The sequence below is a fragment of the Psychrobacter sp. G genome (assembly GCF_000418305.1).
GTDB lineage: Bacteria > Pseudomonadota > Gammaproteobacteria > Pseudomonadales > Moraxellaceae > Psychrobacter > Psychrobacter cryohalolentis.
This window is the reverse complement of sequence record NC_021661.1, coordinates 2946326-2964303: the sequence shown is the minus strand read 5'-3', so window position 1 is coordinate 2964303 and position 17978 is coordinate 2946326. Positions and strand designations below refer to the sequence as shown.

The window sequence follows — 17978 nt, the reverse complement described above, 5'->3', positions numbered from 1 at the left end:
TCGTACGCGCCCTAGGGGACTTACCAACCAGTGTAAATATCGAGGCCACGCTTCTTAATTTGGCCGCTGATAATAACACGTTGGATTTCTGAAGTGCCTTCCCAGATACGGTCGACTCGGGTGTCACGCCACAAACGCTCAACCGCTTGTTCACGCATATAACCGCGACCACCCAGAATTTGTACAGCCTTGTCGCAAACTCGGCCCACCATTTCGGAGCAATACAGCTTCAATGCTGCCGCTTTGGCGTGATTAAGCTTGCGATCGCTGGTCTGGTCGATTTCCCAGCTCAATCGGTAGAGCATGGACTTGGCGGCCATGATTTCGACGCCCATATCAGCAAGCATGAATTCGATCGCTTGAAAGTTATTAATCGGTTGGCCAAATTGGATGCGTTCGGCGGCAAACTTGTTTGCTTCTTCAGCGGCTCGAATGGCGCCACCAACGCAACGGGCGGCTATTCCTAGGCGTGCTTCAACAAACCAATCCTTGGTCATATCGTAGCCTTGGCCGATTTCGCCTAGAATTTTATCTTCTCCAACAATCACGTCGTTGAAGATGTACTCAGGGTGCTTGAACGCAAAATGGTGGGTATAAAGCGGTGTGCGTTTGAGCTCTACACCAGGCAAGTTCTTTTCAACAAAAAATACGGTGGGTTTGGTTGAATCACCATCTACGTGAGCGTGTACTAGAATATAATCGGCAATGTCTCCGATGGTTACGAACCATTTTTCACCGTTGATTTTCCAGCCACCCTCGACCTTGTCTGCACGGGTCATGCACTGAGTCGGGTCAGAGCCTGCATCAGCTTCAGTAATGGCATAGGCGTCGCGACGTTTGCCCTGACAAGTCGGGATTAAATATTCTTCTTTTTGCGCCTGAGTAGCGAAGCGCATGGGATAGGAGGGATACCAAAGCGCGTCCCAGATGGCGCCAGTGGCTTTGCCTAGTTGCTCGTTGAGAATGGTCTGTTCAAAGATACTAAAGCCTTGGCCGCCATCTTCCTTGCTGTGGTTTGGTGCGTTAAAGCCCCACGCCAATGTGGCATCAATAATCTTTTGGTGGGTTTCACGGCTGATGCCGTCATTTTCTTCACACTCCATTTCATGAGGGAAGAGAACGGTTTCGGTAAACTCTTTGGCTTTTGCTTGCAGTTCAAGATGCTCTTTGGAAAGATTAAAATCCATTGTAAAGTCTCCAGGGAATGTTAGTGTTGCTGATTACGTGCCGTTTGTTTACGGGCCTAAACTCCTATTAACTCTACGCAGGAGTGCAAGGGTGTGGTTGACCAAAAACGACGTATTTATCATGAAATACGACAATGAGCGGTGTCGTTTTGTGGCGTAAAATCTGTTCTGTCGTTTTGGTGCATTTTTATGACGATTTTGTGCAATGGGTATATCGGGCTTTGCGCTAAGGTGGTGGCAATGGAACAACCAATACAAAAACAAACTATGGATTGAACAATATGTCAGTGTCTGTACATACCGAACACAGGGGCTCAGCGTTATTAATCACCTTGAATCGCCCCAAAGCTAACGCGATTGACTGCGCCACAAGTCTTGAGCTTTACGAGGCCTTGGCTGAATTTGAGCAGAACCCTTCTCTTCAGGTCGCGATTATTACTGGAGCCGGCCAGCGCTTCTTTTCAGCGGGCTGGGATCTTAAAGGCGCCGCCGCGGGGGAAGCGGTAGATGCTCACCACGGCCCTGGTGGTTTTGCCGGGCTGACCGAACTTTTCAGTCTGACCAAGCCTGTTATTGCAGCGGTTAACGGCATGGCAGTTGGTGGTGGTTTTGAACTGGTTTTGGCCTGCGATTTAATCGTGGCAGCTGACCATGCTCAGTTCTTCCTACCCGAAGCTCAGATTGGTATTGTTCCTGATTCAGGTGGCGTGTTTCGTCTACCCAAGCGGTTGCCTCGAGCAGTTGCTATGGAGATGCTATTAACGGGTAGTCGCCTGAGTGCAGACGAGGCTCTGCGTTGGGGATTAGTGAACGCCGTTGTTGCCCCGGACGAATTGATAGCGACGGCACTGGCGCTGGCCGGAAGAGTCGCTGCAAGTGCCCCCTTGGCTCAACAGGGAATCATGGAACTAGTCTCTGCCGGAGAATCACTTTCCGTACAGCAAGCGTTTGAACTTCAGCGTAGCGGATCGTTGCCGGCTTACAGACGCATGCTGCAATCACAGGATGCCGAAGAAGGCAGCAATGCTTTTGCGGAAGGCCGCCCCCCAATTTGGAAAGGGTGTTAAAAGGAGATAGGTTATGGAAAATATATTTAGATCTGATTTGTTTGCTGGTAAAACGGTTTTGATAACCGGTGGCGGGAGCGGCATTGGCCTGGCAATAGCTCGTAATTTCGGTACTTTGGGGGCTCGGGTGGTGATTGCGGCTCGAGACCAAGAACGATTGATTGAAGCGGGAAAGAGCCTGCGTGAGGCTGGTGTCGATGCGATCGAACTGGAAGTTAATATCCGTGATAGCGACTCTGTGGCAGGTCTAATAGAACAGCTAGAGCTGCAGGGAATTGGTATTGATATATTGATTAATAACGCTGGTGGACAATTTGCTGCGCCTGCCCTAGAGCTCTCTCCTAATGGCTTTCGGTCGGTTGTTGACCTTAACCTCACTGGCACTTTTCTTATGTGTCAGGCTTTTGCCCGGCACTGTATAAACCGCAAGCTCCCCGGATGTATCATTAATATTGTTTTGTGCCAGGCCAACGGGCTGCCCGGTATGGCGCACGCAGGTGCTGCCAGAGAAGGTGTCGTCAACTTAACCCGAACTCTAGCTTGGGAATGGTCAAATCTTGGTATTCGAGTGAATGCCGTGGCACCGGGCACTATCAAGACTGAAGCATTGGATCAGTATGACCCAGTTGCGCTGCAGGAGGGCATCAATAAGCTATTGATAAAGCGCATGGGTTTACCCGAAGAAGTTGCTCAATCAGTAGCTTATTTGGCATCACCCGCTGCTGGTTTTATCACCGGCACATGTCTCGCTCTGGATGGTGGTGAACACTTGACAGGCGCGTCTCCGCAACGTTAATCAAAGGATGACTTTTATGCCCTGTTATGAGTTTGAAGGTTTGATTCCGGTGGTGCATCCTAGTGCTTATGTTCACCCCACAGCAGTGCTGATCGGTGATGTGATTGTTGGCTCTAATGTTTACATTGCCCCGCTAGCATCTCTGCGTGGAGACTATGGCCGCTTAATCTTAGAGGATGGTTCCAATCTTCAGGACAGTTGTGTGATGCATGGATATTGCGACACTGACACCGTTGTTGAGGCTAACGGCCATATTGGGCACGGCGCAATTCTTCATGGCTGCATAGTAAAGCGTAATGCGCTAGTGGGTATGAATGCGGTAGTGATGGACGGAGCCATTATTGGTGAGGACAGCATCGTTGCCGCCGGCAGTTTTGTTAAGGCCGGCTTTAAAGGGGCACCCCGCCAGTTGTTGGTAGGTTCGCCTGCCAAAGTGATTCGTGAGGTTAGCGAACAGGACTTGCATTGGAAAAGCCTCAATACAAAAGAATATCAGTCGTTGGTCTTGCGCTCAGCCGCGAGCATGAACGTGGTTTCGCCGCTGCTAGAGATGGAAGCAGATCGCCCTAGACTAAAAGGAGTGACCGTCGTACAACCCAAAGTATGAGATAGAATCGAAGTGGTATATTCAAAAAAAATTGATGTATGTCAACGGTCTTCACTTGGGCTGCGAGCGAACTGTTTGCGGTAGCTTCGGGTGAAATGGGGAGCTGAATTGAATCCGCAGATGATTCTGATTTCAGAAATGCTTAAGCTGGACTCTTTCAGCAACTGTCGAGACCGTTCCAGCCGCAACTTCTTGTAATAGCCAGAAGGTGAGTTGTTCAGAAAACTGCGGAACAGGCGTTCCAGCTGCCGAACGGAAATGTGTGCGTACTTTGCCAGCTCTTTGGTGGACAAGGGAGACTCCAGATTTGCTTCCATCTTCTCCAACACGCGCAGAAGGCGTGGATGGTATATTTTGAGACGTGCGGATAAGTCGATGCGTTGCTTGTCCGATTTCTGACGGATACCACTTTTTATAAACTGTTCACAAACCTTGATTGCGAGACCGTGACCTAGCTCTGCCTGAATGATATAAAGCATCAGATCGATGGCCGAGGTTCCGCCGGCACAGGTGATCAGATTGTGCTCCACTTCAAACAGCTCGTTGGTGAGTTCCAGTTCGGGATGATCTTCTTGAAAGGAAGGTGCTGCTTCCCAGTGCAGGGCTATTTTGCGATTTTTCAGAAGCCCAGCTGCAGCCAGAAGATAGCAGCCGGTGTCCATGGCACCTATTAAAGAGCCTCCTCGGTTGAGTTTTTTAAGCCAAGCAACAGTTTCATCCCGGATATAGTTTTTCGGATTAAAGCTAGAGCAGACAAAAAGATTAAGGGGGGCTGCAGCATCACAGATGGCAACTGTTTGTTGCAAAGCCAATAGATTGCTCGCTACCACTGATGGGCCGTCCTCGGAAAGCAATTGCCAACGAAAAATCTCGCGGCCGGCAAAGCGGTTCGCTACTCGCAGCGGCTCAATAGCAGACAGTAGGGCGACCATTGCGTATTCAGGTAAAAGCAGAAAGGAAATAGTAAAGGCGCCATCTTTATCAGGCTTTAGGATCATAGTGATAAACCAAGTTTTTACTGAATACTATAACAGACAACGGAATATGTAAGTATCTACACTAGATAAATTTGTCCCCGAATTTAGGTTTTTAGGCTAAGTCCATTCAGTTATTTCCCATCTAGTTTACTCGCCAGAAAACAGTGAGTATTAGAATTCAGAAATGAGTAAAGCCCTTTGTTTAGAAGGCATAGTCTAAACGGAGTTTGTGGCACAGCCAGCCATCAGTACAGTGGATAGTGGGGGAATGGCAAAGATAATTTTCTAGTGACACCCCTATTCTTAGGTGTGCATGACTCTTATGAAGATCTTTTTAGGGCTACACAACGGGAAAATATACATGCATAAAATATACATGTACCAATTTATGCGGATCGTACAGCATCAAGAGATGGATTGCATTGATTGTATGGGACGACCAGTTTTGGACAAAGGAATTTGACGGTTGTCATCGATTGCGCAAGAACTTTTACTCTGAAAGATTTAGGATACACGCCGCTCTTGTCGCTTGTTTGTAGTTTCGAACGTGCCAAACCCCAATAAGTTAACCGTGCGAAGCCTTTCAGCAATAAGTTTTTTTAGAATTACCATCAATCTATGATTTTTAGAGTAGGGCTCTTAATCATCTGCTCTGAATAGAAATTAAAATCGTTTTCTTCAATAGTAATCAGATAAGTATTTTCAGAGGGAGACAACCATTTTATATTGTCAGTTACAGCTCTAGAAATGTCTTTTTCAGTAATGATTTTGAAATCCATATCTTTTTGTTCCCATTATCTGCGTTCTAACTCTAACTTCTCTATAGTCCTAGTATCATCTAAATGATTGCTATATTTAGCTTGCAGCGCTAATTGAGACGTTACTGATTTAATGTTTTTAGATATAACGTAAAAGTCAGTAGTCATTATTTTGAACTCACCTTTTTGAGATGGATGCTTAATTCCTATATCATCAGCAATTTGCTTAGTTATATTGATATCTAGAGGGAACTGCTCTTGTATACCTTCAGTACTACTTTGTCACTCGAAAAGAAAAATACCGCAAGCTCAAGACCAGGTGGTGTGTTCGTTTAGTCTTATGACCAAAGACACGGTGAGATCTTCCAAGTGAGGATATATCAGCTACTTTGACAAATGGCTGATAATCTTTTGAAGACTTATTTGTCATAGCTCTTTTTGTATTTTTGTTATTCAAAAAAAATCCTTTGCCATCTCGTTAATACAAGATAGCAAAGGATTAATCATCACACAATAGTATGATAGGTAATTACTCAGTATGATAAGTAATTACTCGCTGACAATAAATATTGTTAAATTGGTAAACATTATTCGACTGTAACTGATTTTGCTAGGTTACGTGGCTGATCAACGTCTGTACCGCGCATTACTGCGACATGATATGACAGCAATTGTACTGGCACGCTATAAACAATCGGCGCAAGCGTTTCGCAAACATCTGGCACATACACCACGTGCAATCTATCTGCTGCGACCATTTGACTGGATTCGCTTGCAAAGACAAACAACTCACCATGACGGGCATGTACTTCTTGCATATTGGCTTTTAGCTTATCAAACATACTGTCTTTTGGGGCTAGCACCACGATAGGCATATCTTTATCCACTAATGCCAATGGTCCGTGCTTCAGCTCGCCTGCTGCATAGCCTTCAGCGTGGATATAAGAGATTTCCTTTAACTTTAATGCGCCTTCTAGAGCAATTGGGAACTGTAAACCACGACCTAAGAATAAGCAGCTTTTCTTATATTCAAAATGCTCACTCATGATCTTGATAGGCGCGTCGAGGTGTAAGCTGGCATGGAGCTGACCCGGTAGTTGTTGCAGTTGACCAAGTAGCGTGCTCAAATTTTCATCAGTCATGCGCTGTTGGGTCACACCTACCTTTAATAACAATAACATCAGTGCCGCAAGCTGAGTGGTAAAGGCTTTGGTAGATGCCACGCCAATCTCGGGACCGGCAAGCGTTGGTAAGAAGATATCCGTTTCACGTACCAATGATGAGGTTGGCACATTGCATAATGCCAGACTTACCAGTCCAATAGGAGACTGTTTTTGAATATCACGTAGTGCAGATAAAGTATCAGCAGTCTCGCCCGACTGAGAAATACAAATCACTAAAGAGTTATCAATGACGACTGGATTGCGATAACGGAACTCACTGGCAACTTCCACTGAGCAAGGCACACGAATAAGACTCTCAAACCAATATTTTGCGACCAAACCTGAATGATAGCTAGTACCACAAGCGATCACTTGTACGTGCTTAATGCCTTTTAATTGCGTTTCATGACGTTGCAGAAAATCATCACGCAGTTTAGTTGGCCCATCATTATCTAATGCCATCTCGAGAGTGCGAGCGACGGCATCTGGCTGCTCGTAGATTTCCTTGAGCATATAATGCTTAAATTCGCCTTTGTCCGCATTGTGTTGTGCTGCGTCAATTTCATGGATTTGGCGTGTGACCTCGATACCATTAGCGTAAACCTGAATACTATTACGCGTTAATCGGGCAATATCGCCTTCCTCTAGATACATAAAACGATTGGTCACTGGTAAAAGTGCCAATTGATCGGAGGCGATAAAGTTTTCGCCAATACCGACGCCAATCACTAAAGGAGAGCCCAAACGTACCGTAATAAGCTCTTCTGGGCAATCAATATGGATAACGCCAAGGGCAAATGCGCCATGTAATAAAGGAGTGACAGTGCGAACGGCTTCTAATAAGTCAGGCGTTGCTTTATAGATATCGTTAATAAGATGCGCGACGACTTCGGTATCGGTTTGCGAGGTAAACTCGTACCCTTTGGCAATTAATTCTTCTTTTAGCTCGGCGTAGTTTTCAACGATACCATTATGTACCACAGCAATCTTGCCTGAAACATGCGGATGGGCGTTACGCTGAGCCGGCTCGCCATGCGTTGCCCAGCGTGTATGCGCAATACCAATATGACCATCGAAAAACTCTGGGTTGACTGCGACGGCATCGACTAAGGCCTGAACTTTACCCACTTGGCGCTCACGGTGGAGCTCGCCATCACGAATGACAGTCAGACCAGCAGAATCATAGCCTCTATATTCTAGGCGCTTAAGTCCCTCAAGTAAGATATTGGCGATATTACGCTCAGCCACTGCTCCAACTATTCCGCACATAACTATTCCTTAAATTTAATTATTAGTATTTCGATATATGACGATGTCTGGTTAATCTATAAATATAAATAAGCAGCACCACAAATCATTGTCGTACTGCTTGAGATTGCTAAGAGCCGTTTTTATTTAGCTAACTGTCAACGCTGCCATTATTTTTTAGTCGGACGCTTAAAGTCATTTTTCTGTGTTTGACGAGCACGACCAAAGGCTAGTGCATGAGCATCAACGTTTTTAGTAATTACTGAACCAGCTGCCACAGTAGCGGTATCACCAATTTTCACTGGTGCCACTAGACTTGAGTTAGAGCCAATAAAGGCATTATCTTCAATGATGGTTTGTGATTTATTCACACCATCATAATTGCAAGTAATCACACCAGCGCCAACGTTGACACCAGTACCAATAGTGGCATCACCAATATAGCTTAGATGATTAACCTTGCTACCATCACCAATCGTTGATTTTTTAATTTCGACAAAATTACCGACTTTGCTGTTGTCAGAGAGTACGGTCTCAGGACGTAAATGCGCAAAAGGACCAATATCTACACCTGCGCCAACTTCAGCGCTATCAATCACGCAATAAGGTTTTATATGACAAGCGTTGCCTATCTGGGCGTTTTTAATGACACAGCCCGCTTCAATATAAACATTATCACCTAAGACACAATCGCCTTCAAATACCACACCCACATCGACAAACACGTCCTGACCTGCGCTCAAGGTGCCACGAATATCGACACGAGTAGGGTCAGCGAACTGTACCCCTGCTTCTTGTAAGTCAGCGACCAGTTTACCTTGCCATGTACGCTCTAAGCTAGCAAGTTGTTGGCGGTTATTCACGCCTTCAATCTCAAAGGTATACTCAGGCTCAATCGCTGCAATAGTGATGCCATCAGCAACCGCCATTTTGACAATATCGGTCAGATAGTATTCTTGCTGCGCATTGTCATTTGATAGCTTGGGCAAAAATTTATGCAATAAAGCGTTATCGACGCAGTAAATACCGCTATTAATTTCTTGTATCTGCTGCTCATCGCTATTGGCGTCTTTTTGCTCAATAATGGCTTCAATATTGCCATCTTTATCACGTTTAATACGACCAAGACCAAATGGATTATCTACGGTTAGCGTCAACATAGACATACCGTCAGTATTGGCATCCTGTAGTGTCGCTAAAGTTTGACAGCTAACCAATGGCACGTCGCCGTAAAGAATGAGGCTTTGTCCATCTTTTGGTAACTCAGACAGAGTCACTTTGACCGCATGTCCCGTGCCCAACTGCTCAGTTTGGGCGACCCAAGTAATGGGCAAATGCGCATATTGCTGGTCAATGTGATGTTGTACTTGCTCGCCACCAAAACCATGGACAATGATGGTGTCATCAACCGTCAATTGATGGCAAGTGTCTAACACGTGACCTAGCAATGACTTGCCAGCCAATGTCTGTAGCACTTTTGGCTTGGCCGACTGCATACGCGTGCCTTTACCAGCAGCGAGGATAATTACCGAAAGAGAAGATGTCATAATAGCCCTACAAATGTAACAAAATATAATTTGAGATTATAGCGTAAATTGGCATTTAACTAAAACGCTATGTCGTGACCTCTTTGTAATTCAGCTATCGCTAACAGCAATATTAAATGATGAAAGTTGTTGTGGTATAACCATCTGGTTACAAGATAAAATAAATGCGCTGCTAATGTAAAATTAGAGGATCATATTATAAATAATAACCCAAACTGCCGCTGCCATAATGCCAGCAATAATGTCATCTAACATAATGCCTAGACCGCCAGCGACTTTTTTATCTGCCCATCCAATGGGTGGTGGCTTAATGATGTCAAAAAAGCGAAAGAGTATAAAGATCATGATCAGAGCAGCGACAGAAAAAGGTTGCGAGATATTGTGCCAAAAATTACCGTCAGCAATACCTATATAAGACAACGGCAATAAGGTAATCCATATACCTGCCCACTCATCCCAGACGATATGTGGGTCATCATGACCGCCCATCAAATCTGAGGTGCGACCACATATCCAGATACCAATGATGCAAGATAAAAGTGTAATAATTAAAAATGGTATAAAACCTAAGCTTAGCAGCGGTATTGCAACGATTAAGCCGCCAACCGTACCCCAAGTGCCGGGTGCCCGGCGAGGTAAACCACTGCCTAAGCCAATACCGAGCCAATAAACTGCGCGGTCAAGTATGGTGGCGTTGGTTGGCAGAGGAGGGCAATCATTGGCTTTACGGATATCGGGCTTAACTAGGTCGTGATCGGTCATGGGTTAACCTGCAAAATGTTGGTAACCCGTAAGATTGGGCCAAGTAATAAACGGTGAGGGATGGGTGGGTGTTACTGGCTGATCTTGATAATAAAGTTCAGGACGTTTATGCGCCGCATTATCTGTATTTCTATCACTCGCCAATGCAATCACATTACCAATGTAAGTCACAGGCGTATTAACGTCGGTACAAGAAGGCGGCTCGATATGGGGAGGCAAGGTAAAAGCCAACTCATAATCATCGCCACCAGCCAATTGACACAATAGCCGCTCAGATACATCGATACTAGCTAAAGGGTTACTGGTAGGAAGAGCTTCCAAATTAAGTCTCATAGCGATGCCGCTTTGCTCGCAGATATGACCAAGATCTTGATAAAGACCATCAGAGATATCTATCATTGACGTTGCACCGATTTGTGCTAGTGCTGCACCTAAGCTAATACGTGGTGTTGGCATATGAAGTCGATGCGCAAGTTCAATACCGATAGCATTATCAGGGTGCTGTAAGGCATAAGCGGCATCACCAAGTGTACCTGATACATAAATTTTATCACCGACTTGCGCACCTGAGCGATAGACAGCTGGAGTATCTGCGGCAAGCAGCCCTTGGGCACTGACACTTAACACTAAGCTATCATTACGGGTCGTATCGCCGCCGATAAGGGTTACGCCAAATAACTGGCAAGCATGAAATAAACCTTTGGCAAACTCAGTCAGCCACTGACTATTAGCAAGGCGCTGAGGTAATGCTAATGCCAGTAAAATGCTATGCGGCGTGGCACCCATCGCCGCAATGTCCGAGACGTTAACGGCTACTGCTTTATAACCGATAGCAAATGCCAGCTCATTAACTTGATCCCAACCAGCACTAAAGTGTCGACCTTGAACCAAAGTATCAATGCAGCTGACCAAGCGCGAGCCTATAGGCAACGCCATCACTGCCGCATCATCACCGATGCCTTTTTCGACACCATTCGATAATGATTGTGCCGCTTGCATCTGTGAAAATATACGCTCAATCAGCTCAAATTCATTCATGGCTAGTCTTGGCTTTTTTCATCAGTATCGTTTAATTCAGCACTTTTGGTATCAAAATCAACGCTATTCGAGTCAAGTAATTCGACCTCTGCTGTAACTTTGTCATTGCTAGCAGCGATGTTTTCTTCTACTGGCTGATCATTGGCAATGTTTTCGGCAGTAACGGCAATCTCGTCTGCTTTATCAACGATGACTGTTTCGATGCTAGTCGGTTTAATAATAATTTCCTCAACCGTATTTTGAGTATCGTTCTGCTTACTGGCTTTGTAATCAGTAATATTTGCTAAAGCTTTACTGACACTATTGCGTTTAACACTGGCATTATTAGCACTGATACGTGGTTTATTTGATGCTGTTGGCTTTTCTTCGATATCACTATTATTAGCATTGATATCTGTGTTTTTATCCGCTTTAGTAACAGGCTTGGCTGCTGCTTTTTGTGAGGTGCGAAGATTGGCTTTGCTATCCGCTTCTACTTCGGCAGCACGTAGCTCAACTGCCATTCTATCTAAGACGGCATTAATTAGTTTATGTGCATCGGTTGCGCCAAAATGATTGTTTAGCTTCATCGCTTCATCAAGTACCACTTTGTACGGAATTTCTAAACGATTTTGTAGCTCGTAAGCGCCAACCAAAAGAATGGCATGTTCAACCGTATCGAGTTTATTAATTTCACGATCTAGATGCTGGCTAATAAGCGCATCTAAGGCATCAATCTGCTCTGGGATATCGCGCATCATTTCATGATAGTAGCCAATATGTACAGTATGCATGGCATTGGTCGCGCGTGTACGAGCAGCAATATCGTGCGGGGCATTGGCTTTCCAACCAAGCTTGCCATCGATATCAAAACGGCGGTCAGTAACCAGCCATTCATATAGACCTTGCATAGCAAAGCGGCGTGCCTTACGAATAGCAGTGTGACTGGTCTTATAAGAAGACTCACTCATATCAAAGGTTTGATCACCCGCACTGCTGCTCGCGATGCGCGTGGCTTCAGCTTGTTGGTCATTAACTTGTGCGGTTTGTGCAGCGCTAATAGCGCGCTTGAGTTGGTCAGTCATAAGGGGTCTATACCTAGTTTTTGAGATAATAAGTTTAAAAATAAAATGTTAAATAGTGGTCGACTCGCAAATGTTGCTAGTCAGTCTTGGAGATGAATGTTCGATAATCATTTAAAATATTAATGCTAATGCTATTGTAAAGTGCTGAGGGCTATCGTTATAACCATAGCCCCATTTCAAACAATAAATAATAATTTTATACTCATAAATGCGGCTAACAGTGAGTGCAATTAAGCGTCTTCGCTGCCATCATCAATGTCTAACTGTGATAACACAGCAAGCATTTCTAGTACAACCATCGCTGCTTCTGAACCTTTATTACCAGCTTTAGTACCAGCACGCTCAATCGCTTGCTCGATGCTGTCAGTAGTCAATACGCCGTTTGCTACTGGAATATTATAGTCAATGGCAACACTGCTTAAACCTTTAGCAGATTCGCTTGCGACAAAGTCAAAATGCGGCGTGCTACCACGGATAATCGCACCCAAAGCAACGATAGCGTCAAAGCGATCAGACTCAGCAGCGCGCTGTGCAACCAATGGCAACTCGAAAGCACCCGGCACACGAATCACGGTGATGTTACTGCCCAATACGCCATGACGAAGCAATGCATCAATCGCACCATCAACCAATGACTCAACGACAAAACCATTAAAACGACCGACGACGATACCGATACGCACGTCCTCGTTTTGATGTAAATTGCCATCAATATGGGTCACGTCATTGCGTTGCTGTTGTAAATTTGACATAAAAAATCCTTTGCCGAATAGGCTATTAATAGAAGTATAAGAATCTAAGTATTAGGAATCTAAATATATTGCTAGGTTCAAATCGCTTATTTAATTGGCTAGTGAGCAGATAAATAGGCAGTCAAATGAACGAAAACCAAATGATAATAAGCAGTTAGCGCTATGATAACATTTTTTTCTACTATGTTTGTATTTTACCAACGTCTTACAAACGCATTTGTATGCCTTGCGCTGCCATATATGCTTTGGCTTCTTGAACGGTATATTCACCAAAGTGAAAAATACTGGCAGCAAGGACGGCATCGACGCCGCCTTCTAATACGCCTTCGGCTAAATGCTGTAAATTACCGACGCCACCTGACGCGATAACTGGTACATTTACACGACTGGTAATTTGCTTCATGAGCGCCAAATCGTAACCTTTTTTGGTGCCATCGCCATCCATAGAAGTTACCAATAATTCACCGGCGCCAAGCTCAGCCATTTTGCTTGCCCAAGCGACGGCATCAATGCCCGTTGGCTTACGACCGCCGTGGGTAAAAATCTCCCAGCGTGGCATGATAATGCCATCAACCTCAATATCAGCAACGCGCTTGGCATCGATAGCAACGACGATACATTGATTGCCAAATTTTTGCGAGGCTTCACCGACGAACTCAGGAGTAAATACTGCAGCAGAATTGATCGCTACTTTATCCGCGCCTGCATTAAGCAAATTACGAATATCGGCAATTTTACGCACACCGCCGCCGACAGTTAATGGCACAAATACCGTTTCCGCCATACGTTCTACCGTATGATAAGTGGTGTCACGCTCGTCATTGGTTGCGGTAATGTCCAAAAAAGTAATCTCATCGGCGCCTTGTTCATTGTAGCGTTTCGCCACTTCGACAGGGTCGCCTGCATCTTTAATATCGACAAATTGTACGCCTTTGACCACGCGCCCATTATCAACGTCCAAACAAGGGATTATACGCTTTGCTAACATAGGGTCTTTCACCTTATAATCAATTCATTCTATAAGCGCTAGTCTAGCAAAATCACCGCCATCTCAGGCAGGTTTTCGCAAGATTAATGTGCTTTTTGCCAAAGTTTATCTATAAGCGGTGCAATCGTCGCCATCACCGTCTATATTTATCCTATTTACCTTTATTTAATTGCCATAAGTGAGATGTCATGTCCGTCTATACCCAGTTAACCGATGACCAATTTGCTACCTTTTGCCAACGTTTTGGCGTGTCATTCGCCCGTGCCATTCCGATTACCCAAGGTATCAAAAACTCTAACTGGTTTATTCAGACGACTGACGATGTAGATGGTGCACATTCTTATGTGTTTACCTTGTTTGAAGAACGTCCACCAGAAGACATCGAAAAGATGGCGGTCATCTTAAATCAACTAGACGGTAAATTGCCGGTAGCGGCGCCGTTATCATTGGTTGATAGTGCAGAAAAATGTTATGTCATACGCTATGACAATAAAGCGATTACGCTAGTGCCCTGTTTGGCAGGCTCGCATCCACAGCAGACCACGCAAGCGATGTGCCATGAAATTGGCGCCGCTTTAGCAATGTTGCATGAAACTTTGCAAGCATTACAGCCAAGCGAGCAGTATGGCGTGCCGTTATACCCATGGAGCGATGTGCGCGACCGTGAAAGCCAGTTTATGCCAGCTGATGAAGCCAAACTGATGAGCGATATTTGGCAGTCTTATACGGACTTGCCGCTTGCAACTTTGCCAAAAGGCTTATGTCATTTAGACATGTTTGCTGATAATACCTTATGGAACTTATCTTTAAATAACAGTCAAAAAGGTGAAGCGCGTCTGACGGGGTTATTAGATTTCACCGAAGTCAGCGTCGAGCATTATGTGATGGATATTGCCATTACCATTAATGACTTTTGTACTACTTGGGGTATGGCTGAACAAGGCGAGTCGGTGAATTTTGACCGCAGCAAAATGGCGGCTTTTTTGCAAGGCTATGAGTCGAAACGCATGCTCGGTGAAGATGAAAAGCATGCACTACCTGTTATGCTCGCAAAAGCTGCGGTGATTTTTTGGCTATTACGTCTCAACGTCATTCATTATAACCGTACCGAAGGTCGTACCGGTGATAACATCATGGTCAAAAACCCTGACTTGATGAAGCGTCTAGCTGCTTATCATTGGTCACATGTTGAAAAAGCACAAAATACGGTATTTGTACTGTTAGCTATTAATAATAAGATCAAAAAGCCGATAGCCGGTGTGTTTAGCAGTATTACGCAAGCTGAGCAAACATGTGATAGTTTAGGTAGTAGCAGCGATTTTATTATTAAAGAATATACGCTCGATCAATTAGTATAATTTTTTTTGAGCATTCTTGTATCACAAATATAAAGGCGAACTCATGACCGATCAAGTTGATAACTGGCACAAACTGGCACGCTACGATACCAATATCCAAGGTGAGTTACATGCCAATTTGCTGCGTAATAACGATATTACTGTTTCTCTACAACCGCTGAGTGCGATGCCTGGTATGAATTCTGGCATCGTGCTTTGGGTACAAGATACCGATTTGGTACATGCCAAACGCATTTTGGATAGTATTGATAAGGATGCGGCAAGCTTGTCTGAAACAGACGACAATAACGGCGGTACTCTATAAATGTGTCAACTTTTAGGTATGAACTGTAATACACCAACCGATATTGGTTTTAGCTTTGCAGGCTTCCGTCGTCGCGGCGGCATGACAGACAGTCATGAGGATGGTTTTGGTATTGCATTTTTTGAGCGTAGCGAATGCACTAATAGTGAAAAGTCGGACAATGCCTCGACTGGTCTACGCTTATTCCATGACAATCGCCCAAGCCATTTATCGCCCGTTGCTGATTTGGTTAATAATTATCCAATTAAAGCGATGAATGTTATCGCACATATTCGTAAAGCCACCCAAGGTCAGAATTGTTTGGCGAATACCCATCCTTTTGTCCGTGAAGTCTGGGGCGAGCAGTGGGTATTTGCGCATAATGGACAGATGAATAGCGAATTTATTAAACGCTGCCAGCGCCTGCAAGACAATGGTAATGCCTCACATTGCCAACCAGTCGGCACAACTGATTCTGAAATGGCGTTCTGCTATCTGGTTAATCGCCTGAAAAGCAGCTTTAAAACTCGTCCAGATGACAAAACACTATTTAACTTTTTGACCACCCAATGTCGTTATTTATCAGCTAACGGTTTGTTTAATTGCTTAATATCGAATGGTCAATGGCAATTGGCTTATGCTGGCAGTTTACTGTTTTATCTCACGCGCAAAGCGCCATTTGGTGAAGCGAAATTAGCAGATGATGATTTGGCGATTAACTTTGGTGATGTAACCACTGATAAAGATAAAGTGACTATCTTAGTGACTGTGCCATTGACTGAAAATGAAAAATGGCAACAGTTGGCAGTCAATGAGTGTTTAATATTTCAAGATGGGGATGTCATTTATAAAGACAGCCCAAGCCAGCGCAAGTTTTTGACGATTGAGGAAGGCGTTGCGGTAGCACGGGCAGTTGGGGCGAGTGTTTAGGAGTGGGGAATAGTGGATGTTAATTAAATATACATTCCACAACAACGCTTAAATTTCTCACCCGAACCGCAAATACACGGCTGTTTTTGGGTTATAGTCATTTCTACTGTTGGATCTAAAAAGTACCAACGCGCATCGTTGTTCGTTTTGTCTGTTACTTTTACAAAGGCAGACAATTCATGATGCGCCTGCAAGCCATCATCTTCATTATCAGAGACATTAAAGTAAGCCTTAAATTCAACTTGCGCATGACGTTTACCTAGCTTTGGTGTGTGCGCGACGATTTCCAATCCTGCCCAATCCGTCTTTTTTGCCCAACTCTCAATCGAATGAATATCAAGTAATGCTTGCTGCGCGGGTAGTGTAGTCTTGACGATATAGTTTGTCTTGACCAACACAAAGGCACTATAACGCGACCGCATGAGGCGTTCAGCAGTGTCAGTTTTTATGCCGTCAGCTTTATCAGTTTCTTCGCTCAATAAACTGTTATGGTAAGGCTGGCAGCAATCTTGATAAAGTAGCAGCGCGCTAATGTCATCCGATGACGGGTTCATTTGGCAAGGGCAGATTGGTAGGGAAATTGACATTATTTACTCAAGTTATTATTCGTTTTGATAGCTTCATAAGTTTTAATTTAGCCAGTTTTTTATCAATTCTGGCCATAGACCGATTTTAAGCTTTGCCCAAGGTGCGGGGTCAAGTAGCTGCTGCCAAAAACCATCAAACGGTGGCGCAAAATATAGCAGGAGCGCAAGGATGACGTACAGTAGCAGATACCACCATTTATCTTTATGCTGATAGAACTTCATCGCCGTACCCGATGAGCGCTTCATTTTCATATTGGATAAATTCACACTATATAGCTCATCCAATGCCAAATGCACTATCGCACCGCCGAATAAAAACAAGCCGTAAAACCAGCTAACCGTCAACGGTAAGTGTAAAATATCGTAGCTAATATAGGTCATTCCAAGCCCCATTATCGCCATATAGGGCACCGAATGAATGACACCGCGATGCACGGTCATATTGGTAAAAATCGAAAATACCACATAACGCATAAAGCCGTAGCCTGCTAGCCATAATGCTATGAGCGCCAGTAAACTCAGCTCACTACGCCAATGCATTACCAGACCAAAGGCAAAAATAAACGAGGTAATATTAAAACCAAGTTTAATGGGCGTCGAGTTATCTGAATCTAAATCAGGCAACAGTCCCCCGATGGTACCGAGCGCCACACACATCAAAAAACCTGAATCATCAATCAAGCCAGCTTTATAAACCGTTAGACTCATCGTACCACTGACCATGAATGCGACATTTAAGTGGGTGTTAAAATTTGCCATAAAAACTCATCAATAAGTAGCGCACGAAAACGTCATTTCGAGCGGCTCGTCTAGCCGTAAAAAAGCGCTCCATGATACCATAGCCACGCCAGTCGTCTAATAGAGAT

18 protein-coding genes are annotated in these 17978 nt (G+C 44.5%); 6 read left to right on the top strand and 12 right to left on the bottom strand.

What is annotated here, in order from left to right; genetic code table 11:
- Positions 1-20: 20 nt before the first annotated feature.
- Positions 21-1187 carry an acyl-CoA dehydrogenase family protein gene (locus PSYCG_RS12445; protein WP_020444489.1) on the bottom strand — a complete coding sequence of 389 codons (1167 nt, stop codon included), beginning with the start codon at positions 1185-1187 and terminating at the stop codon, positions 21-23.
- Positions 1188-1468: 281 nt separating this feature from the next.
- On the opposite strand from PSYCG_RS12445, the gene PSYCG_RS12440 reads away from it, so the two are divergent.
- The 3 genes from PSYCG_RS12440 to caiE are packed head-to-tail and all read left to right on the top strand — an operon-like array spanning position 1469 to position 3657.
- Entirely contained in the window at positions 1469-2254 is a 786-nt protein-coding gene (locus PSYCG_RS12440) for an enoyl-CoA hydratase-related protein (RefSeq protein WP_020444488.1), read from the top strand.
- Positions 2255-2267: 13 nt separating this feature from the next.
- Positions 2268-3050 (top strand): SDR family oxidoreductase, encoded by a 783-nt coding sequence (locus PSYCG_RS12435; protein ID WP_020444487.1) that lies wholly within the window; start codon positions 2268-2270, stop codon positions 3048-3050.
- Between the two features lie 16 nt (positions 3051-3066).
- A complete protein-coding gene (gene caiE, locus PSYCG_RS12430; RefSeq protein ID WP_020444486.1) occupies positions 3067-3657 on the top strand; it encodes a carnitine operon protein CaiE in 591 nt (196 codons plus the stop codon).
- A gap of 41 nt (positions 3658-3698) precedes the next feature.
- On the opposite strand, the gene PSYCG_RS12425 is transcribed toward caiE, so the two are convergent.
- From PSYCG_RS12425 to hisF, 9 genes are all read right to left on the bottom strand, one after another.
- A complete protein-coding gene (locus PSYCG_RS12425) occupies positions 3699-4655 on the bottom strand; it encodes a GlxA family transcriptional regulator (RefSeq protein WP_020444485.1) in 957 nt (318 codons plus the stop codon).
- Positions 4656-5428: 773 nt separating this feature from the next.
- Positions 5429-5656 (bottom strand): TnsA endonuclease N-terminal domain-containing protein, encoded by a 228-nt coding sequence (locus PSYCG_RS13775; RefSeq protein WP_084674203.1) that lies wholly within the window; start codon positions 5654-5656, stop codon positions 5429-5431.
- Between the two features lie 323 nt (positions 5657-5979).
- Positions 5980-7824 carry a glutamine--fructose-6-phosphate transaminase (isomerizing) gene (gene glmS / locus PSYCG_RS12420; protein WP_020444482.1) on the bottom strand — a complete coding sequence of 615 codons (1845 nt, stop codon included), beginning with the start codon at positions 7822-7824 and terminating at the stop codon, positions 5980-5982.
- Between the two features lie 149 nt (positions 7825-7973).
- The gene (glmU, locus tag PSYCG_RS12415; protein ID WP_041772337.1) at positions 7974-9350 is read right to left on the bottom strand and encodes a bifunctional UDP-N-acetylglucosamine diphosphorylase/glucosamine-1-phosphate N-acetyltransferase GlmU; all 1377 of its coding nucleotides are present in this window, start codon (positions 9348-9350) and stop codon (positions 7974-7976) included.
- 183 nt (positions 9351-9533) lie between these two features.
- A complete protein-coding gene (locus PSYCG_RS12410) occupies positions 9534-10112 on the bottom strand; it encodes a phosphatidylglycerophosphatase A (protein ID WP_020444480.1) in 579 nt (192 codons plus the stop codon).
- A gap of 3 nt (positions 10113-10115) precedes the next feature.
- A complete protein-coding gene (gene thiL / locus PSYCG_RS12405; RefSeq protein ID WP_020444479.1) occupies positions 10116-11150 on the bottom strand; it encodes a thiamine-phosphate kinase in 1035 nt (344 codons plus the stop codon).
- Positions 11151-11152: 2 nt separating this feature from the next.
- Entirely contained in the window at positions 11153-12214 is a 1062-nt protein-coding gene (nusB, locus tag PSYCG_RS13150) for a transcription antitermination factor NusB (protein ID WP_020444478.1), read from the bottom strand.
- Positions 12215-12444: 230 nt separating this feature from the next.
- Positions 12445-12966, bottom strand: a complete 522-nt coding sequence (ribE, locus tag PSYCG_RS12395; RefSeq protein ID WP_011514697.1) for a 6,7-dimethyl-8-ribityllumazine synthase — start codon at positions 12964-12966, stop codon at positions 12445-12447.
- A 205-nt stretch (positions 12967-13171) separates the two neighbouring features.
- The gene (gene hisF, locus PSYCG_RS12390) at positions 13172-13954 is read right to left on the bottom strand and encodes an imidazole glycerol phosphate synthase subunit HisF (protein ID WP_011514696.1); all 783 of its coding nucleotides are present in this window, start codon (positions 13952-13954) and stop codon (positions 13172-13174) included.
- A 188-nt stretch (positions 13955-14142) separates the two neighbouring features.
- Between hisF and PSYCG_RS12385 the strand changes: the two genes are divergently transcribed.
- From PSYCG_RS12385 to PSYCG_RS12375, 3 genes are read left to right on the top strand one after another with little or no spacing between them, the layout of a single operon-like run.
- Complete coding sequence (locus tag PSYCG_RS12385; RefSeq protein ID WP_020444477.1) at positions 14143-15312, top strand: homoserine kinase; 1170 nt, start codon at positions 14143-14145, stop codon at positions 15310-15312.
- Between the two features lie 43 nt (positions 15313-15355).
- The gene (locus tag PSYCG_RS12380; protein WP_020444476.1) at positions 15356-15616 is read left to right on the top strand and encodes a hypothetical protein; all 261 of its coding nucleotides are present in this window, start codon (positions 15356-15358) and stop codon (positions 15614-15616) included.
- On the top strand, positions 15617-16525 hold the full coding sequence (locus PSYCG_RS12375) for a class II glutamine amidotransferase (RefSeq protein WP_020444475.1): 909 nt from the start codon (positions 15617-15619) through the stop codon (positions 16523-16525).
- Between the two features lie 23 nt (positions 16526-16548).
- Here PSYCG_RS12375 and PSYCG_RS12370 read toward each other — a convergent pair whose 3' ends face one another.
- Complete coding sequence (locus PSYCG_RS12370; RefSeq protein ID WP_041772335.1) at positions 16549-17112, bottom strand: YchJ family protein; 564 nt, start codon at positions 17110-17112, stop codon at positions 16549-16551.
- 42 nt (positions 17113-17154) lie between these two features.
- Positions 17155-17871, bottom strand: a complete 717-nt coding sequence (locus PSYCG_RS12365; protein WP_020444473.1) for a metal-dependent hydrolase — start codon at positions 17869-17871, stop codon at positions 17155-17157.
- Between the last annotated feature and the right edge of the window lie 107 nt (positions 17872-17978).